This is a genomic window from Pseudoduganella sp. LjRoot289 (assembly GCF_964252925.1).
GTDB lineage: Bacteria > Pseudomonadota > Gammaproteobacteria > Burkholderiales > Burkholderiaceae_D > Rugamonas.
Genome location: NZ_CAXUPN020000001.1, coordinates 6,476,569 through 6,497,894, shown reverse-complemented (window position 1 = coordinate 6,497,894; position 21,326 = coordinate 6,476,569). Strand labels below are relative to the sequence as shown.

Genomic DNA, 21,326 nt, shown 5'->3' with positions numbered 1-21,326 from the left:
CATGAAAAAACCACTCCTGACCTGCGCGCTGCTGGCCGCGCTGCAAGCAGCCGGCGCGGCCCACGCAGCCGAACCCTGGGTCGCGGACCTGGGCAACGGCAACTACCAGAACCCGGTGCTGAACGCCGACTACTCGGACCCGGACGCGATCCGAGTCGGCGACACCTACTACATGACGTCCTCCAGCTTCAACAGCGCCCCCGGCCTGCCGCTGCTGCAATCGAAGGACATGGTGAACTGGGAGCTGGTGGGCCACGCGCTGCCGAAGCAGGTGCCGGCAGAGCATTTCGCCGCGCCGCGCCACGGCGCCGGCGTGTGGGCGCCCTGCCTGCGCTACCACGACGGCAAGTTCTGGATCTTCTATCCCGACCCGGACTTCGGCATCTACGTCATGAGCGCAAAGAACTTCACCGGCCCGTGGAGCGAACCGCATTTGCTGATGGCGGGGCGCGGCATCATCGATCCCACGCCGCTGTGGGACGACGACGGCAAGGCCTGGCTGCTGCACGGCTGGGCCAAGAGCCGCTCCGGCATCAACAATCTGCTAACCTTGCACGCCATGGCGCCGGACGGGCAGCGCCTGCTCGACCAACAGGGCAAGACCGTCATCGACGGCAACAAGCTGCCCGGCTACCGCACGCTGGAAGGGCCCAAGTTCTACAAGCAGGATGGCTGGTACTACGTGTTCGCGCCGGCAGGCGGCGTGGAGGAAGGCTGGCAGTCGGTGTTCCGCTCGCGCAGCATCGAAGGGCCGTACGAGGACCGCATCGTGATGGACCAGGGCACGACGCCGGTCAACGGTCCGCACCAGGGCGCATGGGTGCGCGCGCAGGACGGCGCGGACTGGTTCATGCACTTCCAGGACCGCAAGGCCTACGGCCGCGCGGTGCATCTGGAACCCATGACGTGGGTGGACGGCTGGCCGCTGATCGGCAAGCCAGGCACCAAACCGGGCGTCGGCAATCCGGTGGCAAGCTACCGCAAGCCGGTCGCGGGGCAGGCCATCAAAGTACCTCCCACCAGCGATGAATTCAACGGCAAGGCGCTCGGCCTGCAGTGGCAATGGAACGCCAATCCGCAGGACGGCTGGCACTCGCTGGACGCGCGTCCCGGCAGCCTGCGCCTGCCCGTGCTGGCCGCGCCGCAGGCGGACGCCTGGGTGCGGGCCGCGCCCAACATCCTGGGCCAGAAGCTGCCCGCCACTTCTTTCACGGTGGACACCCGCGTCGAACTGCAAAAGGCCGCCGACGGCGACCGCGCCGGCCTGATCCTGAACGGCATGAGCTACGCCTGGCTGGGCCTGCGCCAGCAAGGGCCGGACCTGCAACTGGTCTACACCACCTGCACGCCGTTCGCGCCGCGCTGCAAGGAGCAGAGCACCGTGCTTCTGCCGAAGGCACCCGCCGCGCTGTCGCTGCGCATGACCATGGCCGAGGGCGCGCAGGCGCGCTTCGAATACAGCGTGGACGGCAAGGGCTACACGTCGGCCGGCGCGCCATTCGCCGCCACCAAGGGCCACTGGGTCGGCGCGCAAGTGGGCTTGTTCAGCGTGGGTTCCGCCCCTGCCGGCGGCTACCTGGATGTCGATTATTTCCGGCTCAGCCGTTAAGGGGCCAGGTCGAGCCGCATCCTGGCTGGGATTGCTCGACGTTCTGCAAAAAGGATCACGCATGAAAAAAATATCACCACAGCTCCCTGTCGACCAGGATCGCCGCACTTTGCTGAAAGGCGCCATGGCAGCGGCCATGCTCGCAGCGGCAGCGCCGGCATCCGCGCTGCCGGCTGCACCGCAGGCCGGCGGCGCGGGCACCGGTGCCGCTGCAAGCCCCCCTGGCAATGCCGGTGCCCCGGCTGGCCAAGGTGCCGCCGTCAGCGGCGCGGACCCGTGGGCGCGCGCTGAACGCATCGCCGCGGTCTTCGCCAAACCGCTGCCCTTCCCTGCGCGCGACTTCCTCGTCACCGCCCACGGCGCGCGGCCCTGCAAGATGGGACCGGTTCCCGCCGGCGGCCTTGCCAGCTCGCCGGCGGCGACAGCCATGCCCGTGCCAGGCTCGCCCGACAGCTACCCGGCGATCCGCGCCGCCATCGCCGCCGCCAGCCAGGCCGGCGGCGGTCGCGTACTGATCCCTGCCGGCGACTGGTACTGCAAAGGCCCCATCGTGCTGCTGTCGAACGTGAACGTGCACCTGGCGGCAGGCGCGCGCGTGCACTTCAGCGCCAACCCGGCCGACTATGCCCGCGATGGCGACTTCGACTGCGGCGCAAACGGCAAGCTGGTGCTGTCGCGCTGGCAGGGAAACGACTGCCTGAACTACTCGCCCATGGTCTACGCCCGCAACCAGACCAACATCGCCCTCACCGGCGAAGACTGGACCAGTGTCCTTAACGGCCAGGGCAACGTGCCGTTCGAGGACGGCAGCGGCACCAGCTGGTGGGCCTGGAGCGCGCGCAAGCCGGCCACTTCGCTCCAGCGCCAGAACGTCGTCAACGGCGCCAACCCGGCCTCGCTGGCCGCGCTCGCACCGCAACTGCCCGCCGCCGAACTGGCGCTGATCCAGGGCGCCCACCCAGACTGGCGCAGCGATGAACGCTTCCTGCCCGCGCTGTCCGAAGCGCGCGTGCCCGCCGAACGGCGCGTGTTCGGCATCGGCCACTACCTGCGGCCATGCATGGTCGAATTCGTCGGCTGCACCGATGTGCTGATGCAGGGCTACCAGCTGAACCACACGCCGTTCTGGCAGCACCACCCGGTCGACTGCCGCAACGTGCACATCTCCAGGGTGCGCATGGAAAGCATGGGGCCGAATTCGGACGGCTTCGATCCCGAATCCTGCGACACCATCCTGGTGGACGGCTGCCTGTTCAACACCGGCGACGACTGCATCGCCATCAAGGCCGGCAAGAACACCGACGTGCAGTACGGGCCCACCCGCAACATGGTGATCCAGAACAGCGTCATGAACAGCGGCCACGGCGCCATCACGCTGGGCAGCGAAATGGCGGCCGGCATCGAGCACGTGTACGCGCAGAACCTGGACGTGCGCAATATGCACTGGGCGGACCACCCGCTCGGCACCGCGATCCGCATGAAAACCAATATGAACCGGGGTGGCTTCCTGCGCCATTTCTACGTGCGCAATATGACGCTGCCGAACGGCGTGAAGACGCAGGGCGGCTTCTACACGCCGATACCGGGCGGCGTGGTCGCGCCCAAGACCGTGTCCACCAGCGGCGGCGCCATCATCACCATCGATTGCGACTACACACCCGCCTTCGACAGCGTGCGCACCCGGCCGCCGGAAATTTCGGACGTGCATATCTCCAATGTGCGGGCGGCGAATGTGCACAGCGATGGCGGCGCGTTCTCGTGCTACCAGGCCTTCGTGCTGCTCGGCCCCGTCGCGCACAGCTACAACGGTCCCGCCGGGAAGCCGATCCTGCCGCTGGCCAACGTCACCATCACGGACTGCGACTTCGGCACACCGCGCAGCAGGGAGCGGCCCTGGTACACGCACAACGTGCGCAACGTCACACTGAGCAACGTGACGATAGCGGGCAAACGCTACGACACCATCCTCGCGGGGGTTTGACCTCGGGATTGAATAAGCCGATACTTGCAGCGCTTTATTCAATCCTAGGAGATTATCAGTGAAAAAGTCCATGCTGGTCACCCTGCTGCTATCCGCAGCGGCGGCGCAGGCCGACAGTACCCCGAAATTCGATGCCAAGAACCTGTCGCAAGACGTGAAAGTGCTGGCATCCGATGAGTTCGAAGGCCGCGGTCCGAACACCGCCGGCGAAACCAAGACCGTCAACTACCTGATCGAACAGTTCAAAGCCGCCGGCATGAAGCCGGGCGGCGACCTGGTCAAGGGCAAGCGCAGCTGGACCCAGGAAGTACCGCTGGGCCGCTTCGAAATCCAGGGCCCGGTGGCGCTGTCGCTGAACGACGGCAAAACCAGCCAGCCCTTCCTGCAGGGCGACCAGATGGCTGTGCGCGCCGCCATGAACGGCGCCAAGCGCGTCGACTTCGACAAGGCGCCGCTGGTCTTCGTCGGCTACGGCGTCAACGCGCCGGAGCGCAAATGGGACGACTTCAAGGGCGTGGACCTGAAGGGCAAGCTGGCCGTGGTGCTGATCAACGACCCGGACTTCGAAACCGGCGACGGCGACTTCGGCGGCAAGGCCATGACCTACTATGGCCGCTGGACCTACAAGTTCGAGGAAATGGCGCGCCGTGGCGCGCTGGGCACCATCATCGTGCATGAAACCGCGCCCGCCTCCTACGGCTGGCCGACGGTGAAGAACTCCAACACCAACACCATGTACGACATCGTGCGCAAGCAGCCGGGCAAGGCGCACGCGCCGATGGAAGCGTGGATACAGCGCGACGTGATCGCCGACATGTTCAAGCGCGCCGGCCTCGACTTCGACGCCGCCAAGAAGCAGGCCCAAACGCGCGCCTTCAAGCCGCTGCCGCTGACGGGCCTGAGCCTGTCCGCGCACTACGCGGTCGACACGCAAGTCATCAAGTCGCAGAACGTGGCGGCCCGCATCGACGGCAGCGAGCGTCCGAACCAGACCGTGATCTACAGCGGCCACTGGGACCATCTGGGCGTGGGCCTGCCGGACGCCAAGGGCGACAAGATCTACAACGGCGCGGTGGACAACGCCACCGGCATCGCCGCCCTGCTGGAACTGGCGCGCGTGTACGGCAAGCAGCCCGCGCCCAAGCGCAGCGTGCTGTTCCTGGCCGTGACGGCCGAGGAAAAAGGCCTGCTCGGTTCCGAGTACTACGCGTCCAATCCGCTGTATCCGCTGGCGGAGACCGCAGGCGTGATCAATATGGATGCCTTGAGCCCGCAAGGCCCGGCGCGCAACTTCACCATCTCCGGCAGCGCCAAGCTGGAACTGATCGACCAGACCATAGAAAAGGCCAAGCAGTGGAACATGGTCTACTCGCCGGACCCGAAACCGGAGGCGGGCCATTTCTTCCGCTCCGACCACTTCCCGATGGCCAAGCGCGGCGTGCCGGCGTTCTCGATCGGCTCGGGTGAAGACTGGATAGACGGCGGCCTGGCGGCCGGCAAGGCGGCTGAAGAGTCGTACAACACCAACAACTACCACCAGCCGTCGGACGAGTGGAGCGCGCAGTGGCCTTTCACCGGCATGGCGCGCGACCTGGAGCTGCTGTACGCGGTGGGCCGCGACCTGGCCGATTCGAAGGCGTGGCCGAACTGGGGCACGGATTCCGAGTTCCGCGCCATCCGGGACCAGAGCGCATCCAAGCGCAAATAAACCCGGAAGGAGCAAGCATGTCGCGAAGAACGCTGGCGGTCCCGGCATCGTCTCGCTGACGGCGTATCTATCGCTGGCGCCGGTTCCCGTGGAGCCGGTGTCGTGGAGTGCTCCGCAAGACGCGGGCCATGCAGGCCTTCGATCAAGGCCCTTTGTACGGAACCGAACGGACTGGAGGCGGCATGGTGGCGCAAGCTTCATCCACTTCCAAAGGCCTCCCGGCCGCCTGGTCTCCGTTCTCAAAAAGGATACATCATGAAACATTCACTGATACTGCTTGCGCTGGCCGCCACCGTCTCCCTGACCGCCTGCCAACGCGAAGCGCCGCCGGCTCCAGTGGTGCAAGTCGTCGCCGGCCCGGCCGGTCCCGCTGGCGCGACCGGTGCCACGGGCGCCAAGGGGGCCGAAGCGCCCGCCGGTGCGACTGGCGCAACCGGCGCCACGGGCCAGACCGGTCAGACCGGCGACAGCGGCATGCCGGGCTTTGACGGCGCCAAAGGTGCCACCGGCGCGCCCGGATATACCGGCGCCAAAGGCGAAACCGGCGCTACCGGCTACGACGGCGCCAAGGGCGATACCGGCGCCAAAGGCAAATCCGGCGACACCTTGATCGTGGTTCCGCAGCGCTAACAGCCGCACGCGCGGCAGATCTGTACAATTAAAGCAGTTTTATCCATGCATGGCAGCTTGAACCGGACTGGATTCAAGCTGCCATTTGTACAATCGGCCACCCGATCGGAATCGCGATAAGGAGCGATCGCGGGGGAAGGCAAGTACTAAAGAATTGGTGCCGGTATATTTCCCGACCGCCGGCGCCGGTAGTAGCGTCTCTTGTGGACGCTATGTCTGTTTGTCTCCTCCAACTCACAAGCAGATCTTCATCGTATCAAGGCCACCCCTGCGCGCTTTGACAATTATCAAAGCGCGCGCACCTCATTGCTGTCGCGACACAGTAAATTAAAGGTGCGGCCTCGCCCCGCAACACTTACCCTCGCAAATACGCTTCCAGCTGATCAAACGTGCCGCCGTAGCCTTGCTGCAGCGATGGACGCAGTTCGTCGAAGAACTGGTACTCAGGCGCGGTTTCGCCGAAAGGGATGGCGCTCAGCGCGACGGCGGTGACGCCGTCCTGCTCGCTGAACAGCACGGTGTTTTCGATCTCCAGCGGACACACTGCGCTGAACGGGGCGCGCGCGATGCCGCAGCGCTCATTGGAGAAAGAGTTCAACCACACAATACGCTCCAGCGGCGCGATCTCGCGGTAGTTGAAGCGCCCCCACATCGGCGGCGCGCCGTCGAAATGCATGGCGTAGTGGAAGAAGCCGCCGGGCTGGAACTCCAGCCGCCGCACCTCCAGCTTGCAGCCCTTCGGCCCCCACCACTGCTGCAACCGTTCGGCTTCGGTCCAGGCCTGCCAGACAGTGGCCAGCGGCTGCTTGTACTGGCGCGTCATCGTGAATGCGTTATTGGTGTTCATCTTGATTTCCTTCCTGAGTTGATTGCAGATAGGCGTCCAGCCGGTCGAAACTGTCTTCCCACAGGCTGCAGTAGGCGTCCAGCCATTGCGCCACTTCCTTCAGCCGCGCCGCCTCCAGCTTGCAGGGGCGCGTTTGCGCGACGCGGCCGCGCGAGATCAGCCCGGCCTGCTCCAGCACCTTGATGTGCTTGGAGATGGCCGGCTGCGTCATGGCGAACGGTTCGGCCAGTTCGTTGACGGTCGCTTTCCCCGACGCCAGCCGCGCCAGAATGGCGCGCCGCGTCGGATCGGCCAGCGCAGAAAATGCACGGTTGAGTACCTCGGCATGCATTGCATAGCCTCCTTATTATATAACCATAGTGGAATATATAAAACGGGGCGACCGCTGTCAACAAAAAAACCGCCCGGATCAGCGAACTGACCCGGGCGGTTTCCGGTGGGACTGCGGTAAAACTTAGAAGCGGTAGTTCAGCGACGCGGCGAAGGTGCGGCCCAGCTGACTGAACTGCGAACCGTCGTAGGTCACCATCGAATAGCGGCCGTTGAAAGTGATCAGGTTGCGCTGGATTTCAGCCGGGGTCAAGCCGTAGGCCGGATCGATGACTTTGCTATCCAGCAGCGCCTGGCCAGTCGAATTCAGCGCGCGGATGGTCCACTTCGGCGTCACGTTGAACACGTTGTTGACGTTGAACGACAGGGTAGTCGACTTGGTCAGGTTGTAGTTCAGCGCGAAGTCGGTCACGGTCTTGGTCTTGAAGGCCGTTTCCAGATTGCTGTCCAGGCCGGCTTGACGGAAATATGTCGGACCGAAAATTGTGTTGTTCAGCGAGAAGTTGATGTCCTTGTAGTCCAGGTCGCCACCGATGATGGTCTTGAACTTGGGACGCGAGGTGAACATCAGCGCTTCCTGCGTGGCGTCCAATACCGACTGGCCGGCCGAAGCGACCGGGCCAGGATTGTTAACCGCGCCGTCACGCTCGTTTTTCAGCGAGTAATTGCCCGACAGGTTCAGCGTCAACTTGCCATCGGCGAATGGAATGTTTTTACGCGATACAACATAGTCGATACCCGAGGTGACACTGTCGATCGCGTTGACGAAGAAACTGACGGAGACGATGCCGTTCGCTTTCAGCACCTGATCCAGTTTTTTGCTCGGATCGCCGGTCGGCACGATTTCCTTGCCGAGCACGATACGGTCTTTCACCTTGATATGGTAGAAGTCGACGGTCAGGCTGGTGTTGCTGTCCGGCTTCAAACCCAGGCCGATGGTGATGTTGTTCGACTTTTCTGCCTTCAGCTTGGCAACTTCCAGATCCGACGCTTCCTTGGACACGTTATTGACCAGGCCAGATACCTGGATGCCCTTGCCCGCCACGAAGGAATACTGCTTCTTCTGGGTAAAGGTCTGCGCCAGCGATGGGGCACGGAAGCCGGTGGAAGCCGAGCCGCGCAAGGTCACTTGCTCGTTCACCTTGTAGCGGGTCGAACCTTTCCAGACGAAGGCGCTGCCGAAGTCAGTGTATTTCTCAAAGCGGCCAGTGCCGTCCACCAGCCAGGAGTCGCTGATGTCCCAGGTTGCGCCGCCGTACACGCCATAGTTCGAACGCGACGACGGGAAGGAGTTGCGCGGGTCATTGCCGGCGTAAGAGTCGGCGCCACCGCTGATGTAGGACGCTTCTTCGCCAGCCAGCACTTCGTACTTCTCGTGGCGCAGCTCGGTGCCGGCGTAGGCGCTGACGTTAGGCGCAATTTGCTTGTTGATGTCGCCGTTGAACACGAAATGCTCGAACTTGACGCCGCCCGCGTTGAAGCTGGTCGGCGACTGGACCTTGCTGGCGCCGGAGGCGAAGTCCGCTGCCATGCCGCGGTTGATCGAATTGCCCACGGCGTATTCCTGCTCGTTGCCGCCGTAGGTCAGGCTCAGGTCGGTCTTCCAGCCGGCGACATCGAACTTCACGCCGCCGGTCGCGTTGTAGTCGTCCAGTTTGCCGATGAAGGTGGGCACATAGCCGATGTAGGGGGTGCCCGACGGGTGCAGCAGGCCGTAGTCGGTTGGACGCCAGTACGGGGTACGGTAGTTGGCGTAGGAATCGATTTTCTTGTGGATGTAGGCGGCGTTGCCGTAGATCGACACACCATCGCTCAGGTCGTAGCGGCTGTTGATCAGCGCCTTGGCCGATTCGGTCGCCGGCGAACCGTTGATGTTGCCCGCGTCCGGTTTCAGCGCCAGGAAAGCCTGCACGTCCTTCAGCGAGGCGCCGAAGTCGCCCGCTTCACCCTTGGCGTCGACCAGGCCCGGACGGTTCGACAGCTTGGTCTTGGAGACGTCCAGCGTGTAGTTGATGAAGCCGCGGTCGCCCAGCGCCACGCCCTGGTTCAGGCTCAGGCCGCCCATCTGACCGTCGCTCTCGTGGGTGATGCCGGCGCGCGCGGTGACGGAACCGCCTTCTGCGGCGTCTTTCAGGATGATGTTGACCACGCCTGCGATGGCGTCCGAACCGTATTGGGCGGACGCGCCGTCGCGCAGCACTTCGATGCGTTTGATGGCGTCGGTCGGGATGGCGGAGATGTCGGCGCCGCTTTCGCCACGGCCTGGGGAAGTCTGGGTGTAGATCAGGGAGCTGGAGTTTTTGCGTTTGCCGTTGATCAGGATCAGCACGCGGCTGGGTCCCATGTTGCGGATTTCGTAGGGGTCAAGCAGAGAAGTCGCGTCGTTGACCGGGGTTTGCACGGTATTGAACGAAGGTACGCGGAATTGCAGCGATTTATCCAGCGTGTTCTGGCCGGTCTTGGTCAGTTCGCGCGAACTCAGGATATCGATCGGGACCGGGGTGTCGACCAGGGTGCGCTGCGCGCCGCGGCTACCGGTGGAAACGACCAGCACCTTCTGGATCTCTTCACCTGCCGCCTCGGTGGCGGCCGGTGCTGCGGGCTTGACTTCCTGTGCCAGGATGTAAGGACTGGCGGACAACATCAACACTGCAAACGGAAAGCTTTTCTTCATTGATCTTCTCTCTTGTAACGGGATTTTTTTGATATGAACGCGCTCGTGGCACAGTTACAGAGAATGAATGTATATGTAACATTGTCATGCGTCCATTCTTTCAAGTTATGGAGCATGAATACAACAGCTGACTGTTGTATTTGTAATTAGTGGTAATTTCTGGGATAAGATAAACGCGGAACGCCTGCCTTTGGCGGCGATACCACTTTATTTTTCGGGCCGCGCGAACGGCGGCCCGGCGTGCTTATCGGCGCGGCTTGGATGGCGCCGGTTTCTTGGCCGCAGGCGCGGCCGATGCTGCTGTGTACAGGGTTTTCGCGTCTTTATGGGCCTGGTCCAGATTGCGCAGGGCCTTGTCGTCGTCATGGCGCACGAAGAATTCCTTGTCCTGCGCCTGTACTACCAATTTGATGGCCGCCGCGTCGGACAAGCCATAATTTTCCACGATCAGCGTGGTGACTTCGTCCAGGTATTCTTCGTACGTCATGATGCGCTCCTTGCTTTAAAAGACCAGCATCTTACTTGTAAATCACTTGCTGAATGTGTCGCCGAAGAAGTCGCCCTTGTTCCAGGCCGGCTTCTCGGCCGCATTGGCGATTTCCAGCGCAATGTTGTAATTGAGCTGGGCGAAGCGCGCCGCCGCGTCGAAATTGATCGGCAGGTTCAAGTCGTCGCTGGGCTGGTGGTAGTGCTTGCTGAAGAACTCCTCCCACGCCTTGGCCCCATCCTCGCCCTTCTGGAACGAGCCCATGCCGGTGGCCAGGAAGATGGACGGCACGCCCTGGCGCACGAACATATAGTGGTCGGAACGGGTGAACAGGCCCTGCTCAGGCCAAGGATCGGGCAGCAGATCCAGCTTCATCGTCGCCAGCGCACGGGTGACATGGTCCTTCAGGCTGGAATGCTCGGCGCCGAATGCCATCACGTTGCGGAAATCAAAGGTCAGCAACGGCATGTCGAGGTTGACGTTGGCGACGATGGCCTTCAGCGGCACGGTCGGGTTGCTGGCGAAATAATCGGCGCCCAGCAGGCCCTTCTCCTCGCCGGTCACGGCCACGAACAGGATGGAGCGCTTGGGCTGGACCTTGCCCTGCGCAAACAGGCGCGCGGTTTCAATCAGCGTGGCCACGCCGGACGCGTTGTCCATGGCGCCGTTGTAGATGTTGTCGCCGCTCTTTTCCTTGACCTGGCCCAGGTGGTCCAGGTGGGCGCTGAACACCACGTATTCGTGCTTGAGTTTTGGATCGCTGCCTTCTATCATGCCGACCACATTGCTGCTTCGGACTTCGCTGCGCGTGCTCTGCTTGGCCAAGCGCGCCGACAGCTTCAGGTCCACGCGTGGCACCGGCTTGTTGGCCGCCGCCAGCGCATAGATATCGTCCAGCTTCACGCCGGACTGCGCGAACAGTTTCTGCGACGCGGGCAGGCTCAGGCTGGCGCGGTTCTGCACCGCAGGCTGCTGGTTCGCTGCCACGCCGGACTTCTCCACCCAGCTCATGACGGGGATGTACTGGTAATCCTTGTACTTGGAAAAGGGGCTGGCTTTTTCCGAGGCAGGGGTCGGGATGGTGATCACGCCCACGGCGCCGTATTTGGCTGCCAGTTCGCGCTTTTCGTCCGAACTGCCGAAATGCGCACCCTCCTCGGTCGGGAAGCTTTTCGGTTTACCGGACAGCACGACGACTATCTTGCCCTTCACATCCGCGCCGGCGTAGTCGTTGTGCTTGAAGCGCTCGGCCTCGATGCCGTAGCCGACGAACACCAGCGGTGCACTGACTTCGGACTTGTCCTCGAGCAGGCTGCCGCTGACGAAGTAGTCGCTCAGGTAGGCCAGCTTCTCGGTACCGGACGGGCCGGTCAGCTCCACCACGGTCGAGTCCTGCACCAGGCGCGCGGCGCGCAGCGGCACCTGCTGCAGGAAGCCGCCATTGTCGCCCTTCGGTTCCAGGCCGTACTGCATGAACTGCGCTTTGACATAGTTGGCCGCGATATCGTAGCCGCGGCTCCCGGTTTCGCGGCCTTCCAGCAGATCGTCGGCCAGGAAACTCAGATGGGCTTTAATCATTTTTTTATCGGCCTGCACGTCCTGCGCAAGGCTGGTGGCACTTGCCGCCAGGGCCAGCAGGCCCGCCGCGATGATGGAGCTATGGTTCAGCACTATGTCGTCCTGTTCATGGGTAAATTCAGGGGTAAATTCAGGGGGTAACCTCAGGGCGCTTCGGAATGTCCAGGCCGCGCTGCACGGCGGGTCGCGCCAGGCAGCGTTCCAGCCAGGCCGGCACGCGCGACAGGCTGGCGTAGTCCACCAGCTCGCCCGCGCCGTAGAAGCCGATCAGGTTGCGCACCCAGCCTAACGTGGCGATGTCGGCAATGGAATAGCCGTCGTCCATGATCCAGTCACGGCCTTGCAGGCGCGTCTCCAGCACGGCCAGCAAGCGCTTGCTCTCGTTCACGTAGCGCTGCAGCGGACGCTTGTCCTCGTACTCGCGCCCCGCGAATTTATGGAAGAAGCCGACCTGGCCGAATATCGGACCGATGGCGGCCATCTGGAAGAACACCCACTGGATGGTTTCATAGCGCGCGGCCGGGTCGGCGGACAGGAACTTGCCGGTTTTCTCGGCCAGATAGAGCAGGATGGCGCCGGATTCGAACAGCGCCAGCGGCTTGCCGCCCGGGCCGTCGGGGTCGATGATGGCGGGGATCTTGCCGTTCGGATTGAGCGCCAGGAACTCGGGCGTGTTGCTTTCGTCTTTCATGATGTCGACCAGATGAGGCTCGTAAGCCAGGCCGGTCTCTTCCAGCATGATGGACACCTTCACGCCGTTCGGCGTGGGCAGGGAATACAGCTGAATGCGGTCAGGGTGCCGGGCGGGCCAGCGTTGGGCGATCGGGAAGTCGGTGAGGTGGGGCATGGGTGGTCTCCATCGTATGAGAGATGGCAGTGTAGCGCGATGCGGCAGGCCTTGCCGGCGCGCTGGCGGGTCAGGTGCGGCGCACCGTAACCCGCCACAAGCGCCGCAGGCACAGCCCCTCAAGCGCTCCAGGCCTCGGCCAGGATGGCGCCGCAGTCCGCCTTTGGCCCCAGCGCGCCGAACACGCGGCCCCATTCGCCGTCGTAGCGGCTGGCCAGGAAGGCGTCCGCGCAGACGGACGACGCCGATCCACGCATCAGCACCGCCTGCGCCGCCAGCATCAGCTTTTGCGTGATGCGGCGCGCGTCCGCCTCCAGCTGCTCAGCAGGCTGGCGCAGCGCGTCGCGCAACCCGGCGATCCCGCTGTGCAGGCGCGCCTCGTCGCCGGCCCGCGCTTGCAGGTCGTCGAGCAGGATCTGCATGCTGTCCGGGTGGCGCGCGATGGCGCGCAGCACGTCCAGGCACATCACGTTGCCCGAGCCTTCCCAGATCGAGTTGACGGGCGCCTCGCGGAACAGCCGCGCCATTGGCCCCTCCTCGACGTAGCCGTTGCCGCCGAAGACTTCCATCGCCTCGCCCATCATCTCCACCGCGCGCTTGCAGATCCAGAATTTCGCGGCCGGCGTCACGATGCGCTTCCAGGCCTGCGCCACATCGTCCTGCTGCCCAAAGGCCTCGGCCAGCCGCATCGACACGCGCAAGGCCGCTTCGCTTTCCAGCGCCATGTCGGCCAGCACGGAACGCATCAAGGGCTGGTCGATCAGCTTGCGGCCGAAGGCCTGGCGCTGGCGCGTGTGGTTCAGCGCCTGCACCAGCGCCTGGCGCATCAGGCCCGCGCTGGCGATGCTGTTGTGCAGCCGCGTGTTGGTCGCCATCTCGATGATGGTGGGGATGCCGCGCCCTTCCTCGCCCACCATCACGCCCCAGGCGCCGTGGAACTCCACTTCGCTGCTGGAGTTGGAACGGTTGCCCAGCTTGTCCTTCAAGCGCTGGATGTGGATGGGATTCTTGCTGCCGTCCGGCCGCCAGCGCGGCACATAGAAGCAGGACAGGCCGGCATCGGTGCGCGCCAGCACCATGTGCGCATCGCACATGGGCGCCGAGAAGAACCATTTGTGGCCGACCAGGCTGTACTCGCCGCCGCGCCCGCCCGCGAGTAGCGGCGTGGCGCGCGTGGTGTTGGAGCGCACGTCGGTGCCGCCCTGCTTTTCCGTCATGCCCATGCCGATCATGATGGATTTCTTGGCGGCGGCGGGCAGGTCGCGCGGGTCGTGTTCCCTGGAGAACAGCAGCGGCTGGAGCTGCGCGAACAGCGCCGGCTCCTGCTGCAGCAAGGGGATGCAGGCGAACGTCATGCTGACCGGGCAGAAGGAACCGGCTTCAATCTGGTTGTGCATGTACTGGCTGGCGGCGTAGGCGGTCCAGGCGCCGGGACGCTGCTCGGTGAACGGCAGCGACACCAGGCCGTGGCGGCGCGTCAGGTCCAGGAAACCGTGCCAGGCCGGATGGAATTCGACCACATCGATACGTTCGCCGGTGCGGCTATGGGTGCGCAGTTCCGGCGGGTGGCGGTTGGCCAGCTCGCCCATGCGTATCACCGCCTCGCTGCCCAGCAGCGCGCCCTGCGCGGCCAGCGCATCGGCGTGCCAGCCCGCGCCGCCGCGCTGCACGGCGTCCCGCAGCAGCGGGTCGCTGAGGAAGAGGTTGTAGTCTTTCAGTTCGGCGGCCTGGTTGCCGACTTCGTGGGTTTCCCATTGCATGGCAGTCTCCGTGTTGGTAACGATGCGGTGTCGATCCAGTGTCGATCTAGTATAGGCGGACTCGCCTCGATGCCGCCGGCGCAACCGTTGCCCGCGCGCGACTCCGGCGGGCTTTAACCAGAAATCGCTTTCTCGTTACAAATTGTCAATTTATAATCAGTCACTTGCACTTCTTCCAGGGAGCGGGCAATGGCTGGGTTTCAAATGTCGACCACGACGTGGAAATGGCTGATCTGCATGCTCACCGCCGTTTCCGCCCTGCTGCTGGTGATGGACGCCAGCCGCGCATTCCGCATGCTGGTGCTGGCGCAGCAGCAAGGCACGCTGGGGGCGCAACTCAACGACCATGTCGGCCTGCACCCGGAAAGCCAGGGCACGCACCAGCTGCGCATCGTTGCGCTGGAACCGGGCTCGCCGCTGCTCGCTTTCGACGCCCGCCCGGGCGACCAGCTGCAATTCGACCGCGTGCAGGACCGCTGGCGCCGTTTCGACATCGGCGAGCCCGTCGCGCTGACCTTGTACCGCTCCGGCCGCATGCAGCACATCAGCGTCAATGCCGTGGCCTCGCCGGTTCCCTTCGCCGAAGCGTTCGACTACTGGGGGCGCCTGGCGCTGGCCGTGCCGGCACTGCTGTTCAGCGCGCTCATCGGCCTCAAGCAAGGCCAGCACCGCTCGCAGCGCGCGCTGGCGATGGTCTTTTGCGGCCTCAACTACATGATGTACGTCAGCATCAACTACCTGCCGGCGGGGCTCGCGCTGGGCTTCAGCAAACTGGCCCACCTGGCCTCGCTGCCGCTGATGTGGTACTGCTGCGTGCTGTTCGGGCTGCACTACCAGCGCTACCAGGAAACCCGGCTGCGGCGCTGGCTATGGCGCCTGCTGCCGTTCTACCGGGCGCTGGCCTTCGGCGCCGCCGCCTACGCCGGCTGGTACGCGCTGGGCAGGGAGGCGCCCTTCCTGCTTCCCTGCATAGGCGCGGTGATGGGACTGGGGCTGGGCATGTGCGTGCTCAGCCTGGTCGACGGCTGGCGCCAGTCGCGCGGCGAAGTGCGCCAGCGCCACTACTGGCTGATGCTGTCGTTCGCGGGCGGCAGCGCGCCCGCCCTGCTGGTGTGGATACCGGCACTGGACGGCGGCTACCAGGGCATGCGCTGGACCGTCATGGCCACCTTCGCCGGCCAGCTCGCCATGTATGTCGGGCTGGCCTACGCGGTGCTGAAACACCGCGTGTTCCACTTCGAGTTCGCCGTCAGCCGCGCGCTGATCTTCAGCGTGGTCAGCGTGCTGCTGCTGTGCACCTTCGGCGTCGTCGAGCGCATCTCGTCCTCCCTGCTGCACGGCGGCGGCCACGCCGACGCTCCCGCCATCGTGCTGCTGGTGGACGGCCTGATCGCGCTCGGCGTCTACCTCGCGTTCCACCACATGCACGGCAAGGTCGAGCGCTGGGTCGAGCGCATCTTCTTCCACCAGTGGCACGAGAACGAGCACCGGCTGCGGCAGTACGTGAAGCAGGCCGCGCACATCACCTCGGTGGACGCGCTGCTCACGTCTTTCCGGCTGGCGGTCGACCGCTTCAGTTGCCAGGCCGGCTGCGCCATCTATCTGCGCCAGGCGGACGGCGCCTACGAGTTGGCCACCACCAACACGCTGCTGGGCGCGGCGGTGCGCGTCGGCGCAGACGATGCCGTGGCCGTCGCCCTGCGTGCCGACATGGCGCCGCTGCAGTGCGGCAGCGACGGCGCGGGCGCGGGCACCAAGGCGCAGCTTGCGCTGCCGATGAGCCATCGGGGGGCGCTGTACGGTTTCGTGCTGCTGGGTTCCAAGCCGAACGGCGAAGGCTACCGCCCCGACGAGTGCGACGCGCTCGATTTCGCCACCCGCCAGATTGGCCTGGACCTGCACGCGCTGAAGGTGGAACTGCTCGAGCGCGAGCTGCAGAAGCTCACCCACCAGTCCGAGCTGCAGGGCAACGAGCTGCGCCTGATGGCCGGCCGCCGCAAAGCGCCGCGCCACCTGGCCAGTGTGCACACCGGGGTGCAGGCATAGCGCGCATGGCGTACCATGGCGGATTACCAACGACTCCGCGAGGCCGCCGTGTTCAAGCTCAACCGATTGCCACTCCGCCCGCTGCTGCCGGCGCTGCTGTCCACACTGCTGCTGGCGTCGAGCGCCTGGGCCGTGTCCCTGGCCGACCTGTCCAGGCAGGACATGAACGGCGCGCTCAAGGCCGCGCTGGAGCGCGGCTCCTCGGCCGCGGTCGGCAAGCTGGGCGTTGAGAACGGCTTCCTCAGCAACGACAAGGTGAAGATACAGCTGCCGCGCATCCTGGAGCAGGCCCGCCCCATCCTGCAGATGACCGGCCAGGCGCAGCGGCTCGACGAGCTGGTGGTGTCCATGAACCACGCGGCCGAAGCGGCCGTGCCGCTAGCCAAGCCGCTGCTGATGGATGCCGTCAGGAACATGACGCTGACCGACGCCAAGAACATCCTCACCGGCGGCGACACCTCGGTCACCCAATTCTTCCGCGAGAAAACGTCGGCCCAGCTGGGCGTGAAATTCCTGCCCATCGTGAAGAAAGTCACCGACCGTTCCGACCTCTCGGCCAAATACAACGGCGCCATGGCCAAGGTATCGAAAATGGGCCTGGCGCAGACCGGCACCGTGGAAGACTATGTGACCCAGCGTGCGCTGGACGGCTTGTACATCATGATAGCCGAGGAGGAAAAAGCCATACGCGACGACCCGATCGGCACGGGCAGCAAACTCATCGGCAAGGTGTTCGGGGCGCTGAAGTAGGGCTGGACACGGAGCGTGCCGACGTGAACTTCAACGGCGTCGGCAACGTGAAAGTTACCGCGCGCGACACGCTGAACGCGGTGGTCAACGGCACGGGCAAGCTGACCTGTTACGGCAAGCCGCGCAACGTGAACAAGACAGCCAACGGCATCGGCAGCGTCAAGGCCGGCGACTGATCTACTGGCGCAAGCTGTCCGCCAGGCGCGGCGACGACAGCAGCTGGCGGAACGCCGCCCAGCGCTGCACGCGCGCCGCTTCCGGATCGCTGGCGGTGGCGTGGCGCTTCACGTAATCGCCCACCATATCGGCTCCCACCGTGTAGTTGATGACGTAGCCCCGGTTCGCGTCGTAGAAGCGGATGCGCTGCTCGGCCTTTTCGGGCGGATACAGCAAGACGTTCACCAGCCATTCGACGGTCTGCGCGCGGGTCGCCTTGCCGTCCAGGTAGCTGCGTGCGGCGTCGTTGTCGGCGTAGGCCAGCTTGCCGAACAGCTGCGTCAAGCCGGCATATTTTTCGGCCAGCGAAGGGTCGAGGCCGGCCAGCGGATACAGCACGTCGCGCTCGAAAGCCAGCCGCTCCGCCGGCGTAAAGGCCATCAGGATGCCGTAGTTGGCGCTGCCCTCGGCCACCAGCGACATCGGCGAATACAGCGGATAGACGCTGAACTCCTGCCAGTTCTTGCCCTTCACCAAGGTCTGTTCCAGCAGCGCGTTGTAGACGTGGTGGCCCGGGTAGCCCTCGTGGCAGCCCAGGTCCACCGCGCGGTCGATATAGATCGGGAATTCGGTGTTGATCTGGATCAGGCTGTGCGCGTTGCCCTTGTACCAGTTGTAGCCGGACCAGGGCTGGTTCTGCACGAACTCCAGCACGAAGCTTTCCTTGGCAGGCAGGGGGATGTATTTTTCGGTGCGCTCACGGCAGGCGCCGATGGCCGCCTCCATGACAGGGCGCAGCTTGTCCTTCGGGATTTCAACGCGGGCGCGGAAGGCCTTCACGCGTTCGGCCAGCGGACCTTCGCCGCCCAGCAGCTTGCCGATGCGATCCTGCAGTTCCAGATAATAGCCGCGCTCGTGCCGGGGCGCGACCGCGTTGTACATGGTCGCGGTTTCCTCATCGAAGCTGAACTTCTTCCCGCCCAGCATATCGATGCGCATCAGCATGGATTGCAGCTGCTTGCCGAGGAAAGTGATGCGCAGTTGCTCATCAGCGTCTATGCCGGCACCGGCCGGGGCAGGCAAGGCAGGCAAGGAATGAAGCGCCGCCTCCGCCTCGGCGCGGATGGCGGCCAGGCTCAGTTTCTCCTTCGCCACCTGCTCCTGCAGTTGCGCCGGTCCGTAGTAGGCGTCCACATAGGAAGCGTCGTGCCGGCCGACGGCCAGCACCAGCTTCATATAGCGTTCACCGACCTCCTGAACCGAGGCCGCCCAGGCACCGCCTGCGATCAGCATGGCCACTCCTCCCGCAAGCAGTTTACGCATGCACTATCCCTTATTTTTTCTTGGTGTCCTTCTTCGCAGGAACGGGCTTGCTCTCTTTCACCAGCGATCCACCCGGCGCTTGCGACGCCGGCGTGGAGCCGCCCTGCACGCCCAGCGCGCCGCCGGTTCCCAGCCCGCCCGCCACTTCCTGCGCCTTGTAGTTGCGCACCGCTTTCACCAGCTGGTTGTACGAGTCCATGAAGGCGGCGATCAGGATTTTACCCTCAGGCGTGTTGGAATAACCACCGGCGCCGACGAAACCGCCCGCGAACGCGCCGCCAAAAATGTTGAAGTCGAAGTTCTTGGCGCTGCCCTCGGCCGCAGCCAGCTGCACGCCGGAGCGGTTGTCTATCATCAGCAGCGTGGTCGACGCCTCGTTGGCCTTGATGCCGCCAGCCACCAGGCCGGCCACGCTGCCGATCAGGCCGAAGCCGCCCAGCGCGCCGCCCATGCCGGAGGTGCCCTTCTGGCTGAAGTTGATGGTCGGGCTCATGGTGTAGTCGGCGGCGACCATCTGGCCTTTGCCGAAGTTGCTGCCGCCGCGCATTTCGCCGGTCTGCTGCAGGTCGCGCTCCATGTTCATGTTCTTCATCGCGGCGCCGCGCTCGACCACCACGAAGCAGTTCGACTGCTGGATCATCATGCGCAGCACCGGCACGGTGGAGCCGAGTTTGTACTGCGACAGCGCGTGGTACCACGGCGCCGACTGGTCCTCCACCACGCCCAGGGTGCCGAGCGAGCGCTCGCATTTTTCGAGCTGGGAATTGGCATTGGAGGCGTTCTCGCCGCCCGCCGCGCCGGTGGCGACGCTGCCGCCGCCGCCCAGTTTCGCTTCAGTACCTGCACAGCCGGCCAGCGTCAGCGCGGCGATGGCAACGGCGAGGTATTTCCCCTGGATCTGGATCGTGTTCTTCATAGTCATTTTTATTACTCCCTGGACGTTTGCGTGGGCAAAGACGAGCTTCATTTTAGTCGTCGGGAAGTATATTTCAAATAACTAGTTAAATTCTATACAACTGTCACAACAGATGAAATTTTTGCAATCGAAATACATAAATCAATAGGCATTAACTAATCATCCGTAGGCGCAGGGTCAGTTTTTCGGGCGACATGACAAAGCCCATCATCTCTTTCGCCTCCGCCCCGCTGGCCGTGCCGACGCCGGCGATGTCGTAGCGCGCCAACAGCATGGCCATGGCGATTTTGATCTCCAGCAGCGCCAGGTAGCGGCCCGGGCAGGTGCGCGCGCCGGAACCGAAAGGCACGCCGACTTTCTTGTCGGCCGCGATATGGCCTTCCGCATCCGCCAGCCAGCGCTGCGGTTCGAATTCGCAGGCGCGCGGGAAATGGCTTTCGGCCACGCTGTGGTGGCGCAGCACGCACCACACCAGCGCGCCGGCTTGCACCTGCACGCCCGCCACCGCCGTGTCGCGCAGCGCTTCAAGCGGGATGAAAGGCGCCACCGGCTTCAAGCGCATGGCCTCCTGCACGCAAGCGTCCAGGTAGTCCAGCCCATCCATCTGCTCGATGCTGAAGCCAGCCGGATCGGGCGCATGGCGCAGCACTTCGTCGCGCGCCCGCCGCAGGGCCGCCGGATGGCGCTGCAACAGATAGATCAGCCAGGCGATGGTGTTGGCCGTGGTGTCCTCGCCGGCCAGCAGCATGGTCGAGACGTTGCCCGCCACAGCGCGGTCGTCCACCCCGCTGCCCTCCTGGTCGGCGGCCGCAAGCATCGCCTCCAGCAGATTGTTCGGACGCGTGGCCAGCGCGGGGTCTGCCGCCATGCGCGCGCGCGCCTTGGCGATCAGGGCGTCGACAGCGCTGGCCAGCGCTGCCACCGAGCGGTCCAGGCGGCGGTCGCGCGGCAGCTTGAAATAGCGCCAGTACGGGAACAGCGCGATGCTGCGGCGCGCGACGGCGGGCAGGATCTCGTCCATATAACACTGTATCGTGTCCTCGCCGCCGTCGATGGTGTTGACGTCGGTGCCGAAGGCCAGGCCGGCGATGATGTCGACCGTGTAGCGCTTCAGGTCCGCCGCCAGGTCGATAGCCTGGCCGGCCTGCGCAGCGCCGTCCCAGCGCTGCTGCAGGCGCAGCGCCACCTTCACCAGAGAGGGGAAATAAGCCTTGATGGCGTGCGGCGCGAAGCCCTGCATCACCATGCGGCGCTGGTTGCGCCATTCGCCGCCCTCGGCCATGAACAAGCCGGGCATGCCGCCGCCCATCTCCTGCGATACCTGGGCTGTCACGCCGGGACGGCGGAAGCCGTCGGGGCGGTCGCGCAGAATGGCGGAGACGGCTTCGTGATCGGCCACCACCAGCACTTGCATGCGGCCGAAGTAGACCGGGAACAGAGTGCCGTAGCGTTGGCACCAGCGTTCGACATCCCGGTGTACGCTCAGCGGCCGTATCTGCAGCAGATTGCCCACCAGCGGCCAGGGCCGCGGCCCGCGCAACGACGAGATGTGGCGCAGCGGCTGGTGTGCGGCGGGCAGGGTGGCGGTGGTGTGCATGCGGCGATCCTTGATGACGAATTGCTATGAGTGCCGAATGATACCGGATCATCGCCCCAGCGGTGCGATGGGGAAAACGCCGGCGGC

17 protein-coding genes are annotated in these 21,326 nt (G+C 64.6%); 7 read left to right on the top strand and 10 right to left on the bottom strand.

Annotation, left to right across the window (positions count from 1 at the left end):
- Nucleotide 1: 1 nt before the first annotated feature.
- The 4 genes from ACSQ8Y_RS27970 to ACSQ8Y_RS27955 all read left to right on the top strand — a co-directional run bounded on the left by ACSQ8Y_RS27970 (nucleotide 2) and on the right by ACSQ8Y_RS27955 (nucleotide 5,928).
- Nucleotides 2-1,609: a glycoside hydrolase family 43 protein gene (locus ACSQ8Y_RS27970; RefSeq protein WP_436269644.1), complete on the top strand. Its 1,608-nt coding sequence runs from the start codon at nucleotides 2-4 to the stop codon at nucleotides 1,607-1,609.
- Between the two features lie 61 nt (nucleotides 1,610-1,670).
- On the top strand, nucleotides 1,671-3,590 hold the full coding sequence (locus ACSQ8Y_RS27965) for a glycoside hydrolase family 28 protein (RefSeq protein ID WP_436269643.1): 1,920 nt from the start codon (nucleotides 1,671-1,673) through the stop codon (nucleotides 3,588-3,590).
- 58 nt (nucleotides 3,591-3,648) lie between these two features.
- A complete protein-coding gene (locus ACSQ8Y_RS27960) occupies nucleotides 3,649-5,298 on the top strand; it encodes a M28 family metallopeptidase (protein WP_436269642.1) in 1,650 nt (549 codons plus the stop codon).
- Between the two features lie 255 nt (nucleotides 5,299-5,553).
- Nucleotides 5,554-5,928, top strand: coding sequence for a collagen-like protein (locus tag ACSQ8Y_RS27955; RefSeq protein ID WP_436269641.1), 375 nt, complete (start codon nucleotides 5,554-5,556; stop codon nucleotides 5,926-5,928).
- Between the two features lie 355 nt (nucleotides 5,929-6,283).
- Here ACSQ8Y_RS27955 and ACSQ8Y_RS27950 read toward each other — a convergent pair whose 3' ends face one another.
- The 7 genes from ACSQ8Y_RS27950 to ACSQ8Y_RS27920 form a co-directional block, all read right to left on the bottom strand.
- A complete protein-coding gene (locus ACSQ8Y_RS27950) occupies nucleotides 6,284-6,775 on the bottom strand; it encodes an SRPBCC family protein (RefSeq protein ID WP_436269640.1) in 492 nt (163 codons plus the stop codon).
- Nucleotides 6,762-7,106, bottom strand: coding sequence for an ArsR/SmtB family transcription factor (locus tag ACSQ8Y_RS27945; RefSeq protein ID WP_436269639.1), 345 nt, complete (start codon nucleotides 7,104-7,106; stop codon nucleotides 6,762-6,764). The genes ACSQ8Y_RS27950 and ACSQ8Y_RS27945 overlap by 14 nt, the downstream gene beginning before the upstream one ends.
- A 123-nt stretch (nucleotides 7,107-7,229) precedes the next feature.
- Nucleotides 7,230-9,749 carry a TonB-dependent receptor plug domain-containing protein gene (locus ACSQ8Y_RS27940; RefSeq protein ID WP_436269638.1) on the bottom strand — a complete coding sequence of 840 codons (2,520 nt, stop codon included), beginning with the start codon at nucleotides 9,747-9,749 and terminating at the stop codon, nucleotides 7,230-7,232.
- A gap of 274 nt (nucleotides 9,750-10,023) precedes the next feature.
- Nucleotides 10,024-10,266 carry a hypothetical protein gene (locus ACSQ8Y_RS27935; protein ID WP_436269637.1) on the bottom strand — a complete coding sequence of 81 codons (243 nt, stop codon included), beginning with the start codon at nucleotides 10,264-10,266 and terminating at the stop codon, nucleotides 10,024-10,026.
- Nucleotides 10,267-10,308: 42 nt separating this feature from the next.
- On the bottom strand, nucleotides 10,309-11,937 hold the full coding sequence (locus ACSQ8Y_RS27930; protein ID WP_436269636.1) for a M28 family peptidase: 1,629 nt from the start codon (nucleotides 11,935-11,937) through the stop codon (nucleotides 10,309-10,311).
- 37 nt (nucleotides 11,938-11,974) lie between these two features.
- Nucleotides 11,975-12,691, bottom strand: a complete 717-nt coding sequence (locus ACSQ8Y_RS27925; protein WP_436269635.1) for a glutathione S-transferase N-terminal domain-containing protein — start codon at nucleotides 12,689-12,691, stop codon at nucleotides 11,975-11,977.
- Between the two features lie 119 nt (nucleotides 12,692-12,810).
- Nucleotides 12,811-14,451 (bottom strand): isovaleryl-CoA dehydrogenase, encoded by a 1,641-nt coding sequence (locus ACSQ8Y_RS27920; RefSeq protein ID WP_436269634.1) that lies wholly within the window; start codon nucleotides 14,449-14,451, stop codon nucleotides 12,811-12,813.
- 189 nt (nucleotides 14,452-14,640) lie between these two features.
- On the opposite strand from ACSQ8Y_RS27920, the gene ACSQ8Y_RS27915 reads away from it, so the two are divergent.
- Genes ACSQ8Y_RS27915 through ACSQ8Y_RS27905 form a run of 3 tightly spaced genes read left to right on the top strand, consistent with a single transcriptional unit; the run spans nucleotide 14,641 to nucleotide 17,423 of the window.
- Nucleotides 14,641-16,497, top strand: a complete 1,857-nt coding sequence (locus ACSQ8Y_RS27915) for a hypothetical protein (RefSeq protein ID WP_436269633.1) — start codon at nucleotides 14,641-14,643, stop codon at nucleotides 16,495-16,497.
- Nucleotides 16,498-16,512: 15 nt separating this feature from the next.
- Nucleotides 16,513-17,247, top strand: a complete 735-nt coding sequence (locus ACSQ8Y_RS27910; protein WP_436269632.1) for a DUF4197 domain-containing protein — start codon at nucleotides 16,513-16,515, stop codon at nucleotides 17,245-17,247.
- Nucleotides 17,248-17,249: 2 nt separating this feature from the next.
- Complete coding sequence (locus ACSQ8Y_RS27905; RefSeq protein ID WP_436269925.1) at nucleotides 17,250-17,423, top strand: GIN domain-containing protein; 174 nt, start codon at nucleotides 17,250-17,252, stop codon at nucleotides 17,421-17,423.
- A gap of 1 nt (nucleotide 17,424) precedes the next feature.
- Here ACSQ8Y_RS27905 and ACSQ8Y_RS27900 read toward each other — a convergent pair whose 3' ends face one another.
- From ACSQ8Y_RS27900 to ACSQ8Y_RS27890, 3 genes are all read right to left on the bottom strand, one after another.
- A complete protein-coding gene (locus ACSQ8Y_RS27900; RefSeq protein ID WP_436269631.1) occupies nucleotides 17,425-18,726 on the bottom strand; it encodes a hypothetical protein in 1,302 nt (433 codons plus the stop codon).
- A gap of 10 nt (nucleotides 18,727-18,736) precedes the next feature.
- Nucleotides 18,737-19,648: a CsgG/HfaB family protein gene (locus ACSQ8Y_RS27895; RefSeq protein WP_436269630.1), complete on the bottom strand. Its 912-nt coding sequence runs from the start codon at nucleotides 19,646-19,648 to the stop codon at nucleotides 18,737-18,739.
- Nucleotides 19,649-19,793: 145 nt separating this feature from the next.
- Complete coding sequence (locus ACSQ8Y_RS27890) at nucleotides 19,794-21,239, bottom strand: cytochrome P450 (protein WP_436269629.1); 1,446 nt, start codon at nucleotides 21,237-21,239, stop codon at nucleotides 19,794-19,796.
- Nucleotides 21,240-21,326 lie beyond the last annotated feature (87 nt).

Coding starts and splice junctions, on each gene's coding strand:
- ACSQ8Y_RS27890 (WP_436269629.1), bottom strand. CDS start 21,239: ATGCACACCACCGCCACCCTGCCCGCCGCACACCAGCCGCTGCGCCAC.
- ACSQ8Y_RS27925 (WP_436269635.1), bottom strand. CDS start 12,691: ATGCCCCACCTCACCGACTTCCCGATCGCCCAACGCTGGCCCGCCCGG.
- ACSQ8Y_RS27910 (WP_436269632.1), top strand. CDS start 16,513: ATGGCGGATTACCAACGACTCCGCGAGGCCGCCGTGTTCAAGCTCAAC.
- ACSQ8Y_RS27915 (WP_436269633.1), top strand. CDS start 14,641: ATGGCTGGGTTTCAAATGTCGACCACGACGTGGAAATGGCTGATCTGC.
- ACSQ8Y_RS27940 (WP_436269638.1), bottom strand. CDS start 9,749: ATGTTGTCCGCCAGTCCTTACATCCTGGCACAGGAAGTCAAGCCCGCA.
- ACSQ8Y_RS27965 (WP_436269643.1), top strand. CDS start 1,671: ATGAAAAAAATATCACCACAGCTCCCTGTCGACCAGGATCGCCGCACT.
- ACSQ8Y_RS27920 (WP_436269634.1), bottom strand. CDS start 14,451: ATGCAATGGGAAACCCACGAAGTCGGCAACCAGGCCGCCGAACTGAAA.
- ACSQ8Y_RS27955 (WP_436269641.1), top strand. CDS start 5,554: ATGAAACATTCACTGATACTGCTTGCGCTGGCCGCCACCGTCTCCCTG.
- ACSQ8Y_RS27900 (WP_436269631.1), bottom strand. CDS start 18,726: ATGCGTAAACTGCTTGCGGGAGGAGTGGCCATGCTGATCGCAGGCGGT.
- ACSQ8Y_RS27970 (WP_436269644.1), top strand. CDS start 2: ATGAAAAAACCACTCCTGACCTGCGCGCTGCTGGCCGCGCTGCAAGCA.
- ACSQ8Y_RS27945 (WP_436269639.1), bottom strand. CDS start 7,106: ATGCATGCCGAGGTACTCAACCGTGCATTTTCTGCGCTGGCCGATCCG.
- ACSQ8Y_RS27950 (WP_436269640.1), bottom strand. CDS start 6,775: ATGAACACCAATAACGCATTCACGATGACGCGCCAGTACAAGCAGCCG.
- ACSQ8Y_RS27895 (WP_436269630.1), bottom strand. CDS start 19,648: ATGACTATGAAGAACACGATCCAGATCCAGGGGAAATACCTCGCCGTT.
- ACSQ8Y_RS27935 (WP_436269637.1), bottom strand. CDS start 10,266: ATGACGTACGAAGAATACCTGGACGAAGTCACCACGCTGATCGTGGAA.